Source organism: Pseudomonas sp. PS01303 (assembly GCF_029959385.1).
Lineage (GTDB): Bacteria > Pseudomonadota > Gammaproteobacteria > Pseudomonadales > Pseudomonadaceae > Aquipseudomonas > Aquipseudomonas rustica.
Genome location: NZ_JASCPK010000077.1, coordinates 20,625 through 27,443 on the forward strand (window position 1 = coordinate 20,625; position 6,819 = coordinate 27,443).

Here is a 6,819-nt window from a genome sequence, read left to right on the forward strand (position 1 = left end):
TGGCCCGCTCCACGGGTTCGGCCAAGCCATCTCTATGCTGCGTACAATTTTCCGTCGTCTTACGAAGGCCCTGCTCTGGTTCGCGGGCGGTAGCATTGTGCTGGTGCTGATCTTTCGTTTCGTACCGCCGCCGGGCACGGCGCTGATGGTCGAGCGCAAGGTCGAGTCGTGGGTCGACGGCGAGCCGATTGATCTGCAACGCACGTGGAAGCCGTGGGACGAGATCTCCGACGACCTCAAAGTCGCGGTCATGGCCGGCGAAGATCAGAAATTCCCAGAGCACTGGGGTTTTGATTTCAGCGCAATTCAGGCCGCACTCGCGCACAACGAACTCGGCGGTTCGATTCGCGGCGCCAGCACCTTGAGCCAGCAAGTGTCGAAAAACCTGTTTCTGTGGGCAGGGCGCAGTTATCTGCGCAAAGGCCTCGAAGCCTGGTTCACCGCGCTGATCGAGGTGTTCTGGCCCAAGCAGCGGATTCTTGAGGTGTACCTGAACAGCGTCGAGTGGGATGACGGTGTGTTCGGCGCTGAAGCCGCCGCCCGTCATCATTTCGGCGTGAGCGCCAAGTCGCTGTCTCGCCAGCAGGCGAGTTATCTGGCGGCGGTGTTGCCGAATCCACGCGTGTGGAGCGCCAGCCATCCGACCGCTTACGTATCGCGCCGCGCCGGCTGGATTCGCCAGCAGATGAGCCAGTTGGGTGGCGACAGCTATCTGCTGGGTCTCAACGATTCGCGCCGGGCACCGTGGGCGCGCTGATCCTCTCCTGCGTCAGAACAACTTCAGCGGCTCTTCATTGAGGGCCGACAGTTGTTCGCGCAACGCCAACACCTGATCGCCCCAATAACGCTCGGTGCCGAACCACGGGAAACTGTGCGGGAACGCCGGGTCATCCCAGCGTCGTGCCAGCCACGCGCTGTAGTGCATCAGACGCAAGGCGCGCAGCGGTTCGATCAGCGCCAGTTCGCGCGGGTCGAAATCGTGGAACTCGTTGTAGCCGTCCATCAATTCCGATAACTGCCCGAGGCATTCCTGACGGTCGCCGGCGAGCATCATCCAGATGTCCTGCACCGCCGGGCCCATGCGGCAGTCGTCGAGGTCGACGATGTGGAACATCTCGTCGCGGCACATCATGTTGCCGGGGTGGCAATCGCCGTGCATGCGGATGTTCTGGTGCGGCGTCGCGGCGTAGACATCCTCGACACGCTTGAGCAGATCGCGGGCCACCGACTCATAAGCCGGCAGCAAACTTTTCGGAATGAAATTGCCTTCGAGCAAAGTGTTCAGCGAGGCGTGGCCGAAGTTCTGTACGCCCAGCGCTTCGCGGTGTTCGAACGGCTTGGTCGCGCCGACCGCGTGAATCCGCCCGAGCAACTGGCCGAGGCGATACAGCTGATCAAGATTGCCCGGCTCCGGCGCCCGGCCGCCACGACGCGGAAACAGGGTGAAGCGGAAACCGGCGTGTTCGTGCAGGGTTTCGCCGTTGTGGATCATGGGTGCAACCACCGGGATGTCGACGTCGGCCAGTTCGAAGGTGAACTTGTGTTCTTCGAGGATGGCTTCGTTGGTCCAGCGTTGCGGGCGGTAGAACTTGGCGATCAGCGGTTCGGAGTCTTCGATGCCGACCTGATAGACGCGGTTCTCGTAGCTGTTGAGCGCCAGAATGCGCGCATCACTGAGGAAGCCGATGCTTTCAACGGCATCGAGCACGAGATCGGGTGTGAGGGTTTCAAACGGGTGGGCCATGCTGACTCCTGCGCGCAGCAGGCTGCCGCGTCCGGCCCAGCATGGTAGCGCAGATGGCAGCGGGGGAGGTGGTTGGTGTCTTCGCTGACGCTATCGCGAGCAGGCTCACTCCTACATTTGGAATGCGTACCCTGTAGGAGTGAGCCCGCTCGCGATGAGGGCCTGTCAGGCGCCGACGATCCCGCCATCCTCACGGGTAATCGCCATCACCGACGACCGCGGTTTGCCATTCGGCAAATGCTCCGGGAACGTCGACCCACCGTTCTCCCCCGGATGCTGAATCCCGACAAACAGCGTCTTCTGATCCGGCGAGAAGCTGATCCCCGTCACCTCGCAACCAATCGGCCCGACCATAAACCGGCGAATCTCACCGGTTATAGGGTCGGCGCACAACATCTGGTTATTGCCCATTCCGGCAAAATCCCCGGCGTTGCTCGAATCGCCGTCAGTCAGAATCCACAAGCGCCCGGCATCGTCAAAACCCAAACCATCGGGGCTGTTGAACATGTTCTGCGGGGTGATGTTAGACGAACCGCCCATCGGCGTTCCGGCGTGCACACCCGGATTGCCGGCGACTACAAACAGATCCCAGGCGAAGGTGTTCGAGCCGTGATCATCACGGTCGGTGCGCCAGCGCAGAATCTGCCCGTAGACATTCTTCTCACGCGGGTTCGGCCCGCCCACCGGTTGCCCGTCCTCGCCACGTTTGGCGTTGTTGGTCAGGGTGCAATAAACCTGGCCGTCCTTGGGGCTGACGACGATCCACTCCGGGCGATCCATGCGCGTTGCACCGACCACACTGGCGGCGAGGCGCGCGTGAATCAGCACTTCGGCCTGATCGGCAAAACCGCTGCTGGCGTCGATGCCGTTTTTACCGTGGCTCAGTTCGATCCACTGGCCTTGGCCCTTCGGGTGATCGGGGTTGCTGTCGCCGGCATCGAACTTGGCCACGTACAAGGTGCCGTGATCGAGAATGTCGCGATTGGCCTTGGCGTTGCGGTGGTTGATCTTGTCGCGGCTGACGAATTTGTAGATGAACTCGCCGCGCTCGTCGTCGCCCATGTACACCACGGCGTGGCCGTCAGCGGTTTCCGCCAGTGCGGCGTTTTCATGTTTGAAGCGGCCCAGCGCGGTGCGTTTGACCGGCGTCGATTGCGGATCGAACGGATCGATCTCGACCACCCAGCCGTGACGGTTGAGCTCGTTGGGATTCTTCGCCATGTCGAAGCGCGGATCGTGCGGGTGCCAGTTGATCTCTTTGCTGGTGGCGACCACGCCGTAGCGTTTTTGCGCGGCGTCGAATTTCAGCTCGGCGTTGCTGCTGCCGAAACAGTCGGTGAAGTTCTCTTCGCAGGTCAGGTAAGTGCCCCACGGCGTTTTGCCGTTGGCGCAATTCTGAAAGGTGCCGAGGACTTTTTTGCCGCTCGGGTCGGCGCTGGTTTTCAGCAACGCGTGACCAGCCGCCGGGCCGCCAATGCGCAACGGCGAGTTGCCGTGAATGCGGCGGTTGTAGCGCGAGCCCTGAACGAACTGCCACTGACCACTCTTGCGCTGCACTTCAATCACCGACACGCCTTCACAGGCCAGCGCCTTGCGCACTTCTTCGGCCGACTGCGGCATGCCGCCGTGCGGGTAGAGGTAGCGGTAGTTGGTGTATTCGTTGTTGATCGCCATCAGCGCGCGGTTTTTGTCGTCGGGAAAGGCGAACAGGCTCATGCCGTCGTTGTTGTCGCCGAACTGCACTTCCTGTGCGGCGGCGCTGCCGTTGCCACTCGGGTCAAAGGCCGGGCCGTTCTTGCTCAGCGGCTGGCCCCAACTGATCAGCACCGAAGACTTGTAGCCTTTGGGCAGGCTGATGACGTCGCTGGTCGCGGCGGGAATGCTGTCGAAACCGAGCAGGCTGCTATTGCCGGCGCTGACGCTGGCGGCCAGCACGCTGCGGCTCAGCAGGTTACCGCCAAGGAACATCGCCGCGCCGCACAACGCGCCGGCGCTGATGAAGCCGCGACGGCTGAGGCCGACCATTTTTTCCAGGTCAGTGGATTGGTTTTCTTCTAATAGGCTCACGTCAGGCTCCCTGCTTGGTTTGGCAGCCACCTTAATCAGGGTCTATGACGTTTTTGTTGCAGGCTCGATTTAGAGCGGCGTACCGATCAACACATTCGACGGCGAGAACTGCACCTGCACCGGTTGTTCGACGGTCAGCCCGCGAGTGCGCAGATCCATCGGCTCAGCCAGTGCGCAGAGTGTGTGGCCGTTGGGCAGGGAAATTCGCACTTCACTCGGGCCGTCTTCGGCGTCAAGGATCGCTTCGATGGTGCCGGTGAGGAGATTGTGTCCCGGCGTTGCAGATTGTTCAGCGGTGAGCAATTCCAGCCAGCCAGCCTTGATCAGCGCGACCACTTCGGTACCGTTTTGCAGTTCAAGGTGCACGGTGCTGTCGTGGGTGATCTGTGCGTCGAGGCTCAGCCCTTCGGCCAGTTCGAGACGGATCAAGTCATTGCGGCCCTGCGCTTCGATGGCGATGACTTTGCCGTGCAACTGATTGCGCGCGCTGGTTCGCAGCATCAATCGGCCGAGCAGATCGAGATCGCTGGCGTCTTCCGCCGCTTCCAGCACCTGCGCCTGCAAGGCTTGCAGCTTTTGATACAGGCGCAGCACGCGTTCGCCTTCGCTGGACAGCTTGGCGCCACCGCCGCCCTTGCCACCGACGGCACGTTCGACCAACGGTTTCTGCGCAAGATTGTTCAGCTCATCAATGGCGTCCCACGCGGCTTTGTAGCTCAGGCCGGCGCTTTTCGCGGCGCGGGTGATCGAGCCTTGTTCGGCGATGTGTTGCAGCAGGGCGATACGCTGCGGACGACGGACGATGTGCTGGGAGAGCAGGGAAGGCATGGACATGAAGGGGTGCTTTTTTAGCCGTGGCGGTGGGGAGTGAAGTTGGCTGCTTGCCACGCGAGAGTCAAGCCCAGCACCGCTCTTGTAGGAGCAGAGCTTGCTCGCGAAGGCGGTCTGTCAGATGCAATAAATGTGTCGCCTGTGCTGACGCCTTCGTGGGCAAGCCTTGCTCCTACGGGGGGTGGGTCAGGTTTGGTGACCGGGTTTTGGCGTGCGGGCGAGGCAGTAGACGTCAACTCTTGCAGCGCCGGCATTCATTAGCAATCGGGCTAACGCTTGGGCCGTGGCGCCGGTCGTCAGCACATCATCGACCAACGCCAGATGCCGGCCTTGGACATTGGCGTCAGGATCCAGACTGAACGCTTCACGCAAGTTACGTTTGCGCGCTTTGGCGTCGAGATCCTGCTGGGCGCTGGTGTTTTGCACCCTGTGCAGCATCCGTTCCTCGCAGGGCAAATCCAGCGATGCGCTCAACCATCGCGTCAGCATCGCCGCCTGATTGAAGCCCCGTTGACGCAAGCGCTGTTTCGCCAGCGGCACCGGCAACAACACATCCGGCCTCGGCAGATCCTCTTCGAAGCGATGTTGCAGGTATTGCCCGAGAATGTCGGCGAGCAGGTGGCCAAACGGCCATTTCGCGTTGTGTTTAAACCGCGTAATCAAACTGTCGACCGGGAAGCCATACAGCCACGGCACAATGACCTGTTCGAACGCCGGCGGCTCTAGCAGGCACTCGCCGCAGGTCAGGCCCGCGGCGGCCAGCGGCACTGCGCAGGTCACACAATGATCTCCGAGCCACGGCAATTCAGTTTCGCAAGCGACGCAGATTGGCATTTCTGCTTCTGCGGCCTCATCGCACAACAAACATATCTGTACGTTTTTTAAACAGATGTAAACCGAGCCTTTGTATCGTGGTTGACAGCGCATGACTCTTCCTTAAATATGCCGAACATCCGTGTAGCGCCTGTGGGTATTCCGTGTCCCCAGTCGCGAACCAAGCATAACCAAGGAATTACCCATGAGCGCGAGCACCACCGCCACCCTGCGTCACGACTGGTCTTTGGCCGAAGTCAGAGCACTCTTCGTACAGCCCTTCAACGACTTGCTGTTCCAGGCGCAAACGGTGCACCGCGCGCATTTCAACGCCAACCGCGTGCAGGTCTCGACCTTGTTGTCGATCAAGACTGGCGCCTGCCCGGAAGACTGCAAGTACTGCCCGCAGTCCGGTCACTACAACACCGGTCTTGAAAAAGAAAAGCTGATGGAAGTGCAGAAAGTCCTCGAAGAGGCGGCGCGCGCCAAAGCCATCGGCTCAACGCGTTTCTGCATGGGCGCGGCGTGGAAGCACCCGTCCGCCAAAGACATGCCGTACGTGCTGAAAATGGTTGAAGGCGTGAAAGCCATGGGCCTGGAGACCTGCATGACCCTCGGCCGTCTCGATCAGGATCAGACCGAAGCACTGGCCAAGGCCGGCCTCGATTACTACAACCACAACCTCGACACGTCGCCTGAGTTCTACGGCAGCATCATCACCACACGCACTTACAGCGAGCGCCTGCAAACGCTGGCCTACGTGCGGGAGTCGGGGATGAAGATCTGCTCGGGCGGGATTCTTGGTATGGGCGAGTCGCTGGATGACCGCGCCAATCTGCTGATCCAGTTGGCCAACCTGCCGGAACACCCGGAATCGGTGCCGATCAACATGTTGGTGAAAGTCGCCGGCACGCCGCTGGAAAACGCCGAAGACATCGACCCTTTCGACTTCATCCGCATGCTCGCGGTGGCGCGCATCCTCATGCCGCAATCCCACGTGCGCCTGTCCGCTGGCCGCGAAGCGATGAACGAGCAGATGCAGGCCCTCGCGTTCTTCGCCGGCGCCAACTCGATTTTCTACGGCGACAAACTGCTGACCACCGCCAACCCGCAGGCGGACAAGGACATGCAACTGTTTGCGCGTCTGGGCATCCAGCCGGAAGCGCGTGAAGAGCATGCCGACGAGGTTCACCAGGCGGCGATCGAGCAGGCGCTGGAGCAGAAGAGCAGCGAGCAGTTCTACAACGCTGCCGTCTAAAACCTCTGAAGGAATGCAAAACCCCTTGTGGGAGCGGGCTTGCTCGCGAAAGCGTCAGTCCAGTCAACATCACCGTTGAATGTCAGACCGCATTCGCGAGCAAGCC

6 protein-coding genes are annotated in these 6,819 nt (G+C 61.0%); 2 read left to right on the forward strand and 4 right to left on the reverse strand.

Features of this window, described 5'->3' with window-relative positions; translation table 11 throughout:
* Positions 1–34 precede the first annotated feature (34 nt).
* A complete protein-coding gene (gene mtgA, locus QMX93_RS19505) occupies positions 35–757 on the forward strand; it encodes a monofunctional biosynthetic peptidoglycan transglycosylase (protein ID WP_008083830.1) in 723 nt (240 codons plus the stop codon).
* Between the two features lie 12 nt (positions 758–769).
* Here mtgA and QMX93_RS19510 read toward each other — a convergent pair whose 3' ends face one another.
* The 4 genes from QMX93_RS19510 to QMX93_RS19525 all read right to left on the reverse strand — a co-directional run bounded on the left by QMX93_RS19510 (position 770) and on the right by QMX93_RS19525 (position 5,569).
* Positions 770–1,744 (reverse strand): serine/threonine protein kinase, encoded by a 975-nt coding sequence (locus QMX93_RS19510; protein ID WP_053124475.1) that lies wholly within the window; start codon positions 1,742–1,744, stop codon positions 770–772.
* A gap of 165 nt (positions 1,745–1,909) precedes the next feature.
* Positions 1,910–3,811, reverse strand: a complete 1,902-nt coding sequence (locus QMX93_RS19515) for a PhoX family phosphatase (RefSeq protein WP_282357670.1) — start codon at positions 3,809–3,811, stop codon at positions 1,910–1,912.
* A gap of 69 nt (positions 3,812–3,880) precedes the next feature.
* Positions 3,881–4,645 carry a TOBE domain-containing protein gene (locus QMX93_RS19520; RefSeq protein ID WP_282357671.1) on the reverse strand — a complete coding sequence of 255 codons (765 nt, stop codon included), beginning with the start codon at positions 4,643–4,645 and terminating at the stop codon, positions 3,881–3,883.
* A gap of 183 nt (positions 4,646–4,828) precedes the next feature.
* Positions 4,829–5,569, reverse strand: coding sequence for a ComF family protein (locus tag QMX93_RS19525; protein WP_282357672.1), 741 nt, complete (start codon positions 5,567–5,569; stop codon positions 4,829–4,831).
* A gap of 91 nt (positions 5,570–5,660) precedes the next feature.
* On the opposite strand from QMX93_RS19525, the gene bioB reads away from it, so the two are divergent.
* Entirely contained in the window at positions 5,661–6,713 is a 1,053-nt protein-coding gene (gene bioB / locus QMX93_RS19530) for a biotin synthase BioB (RefSeq protein WP_282357673.1), read from the forward strand.
* Positions 6,714–6,819: the final 106 nt, after the last annotated feature.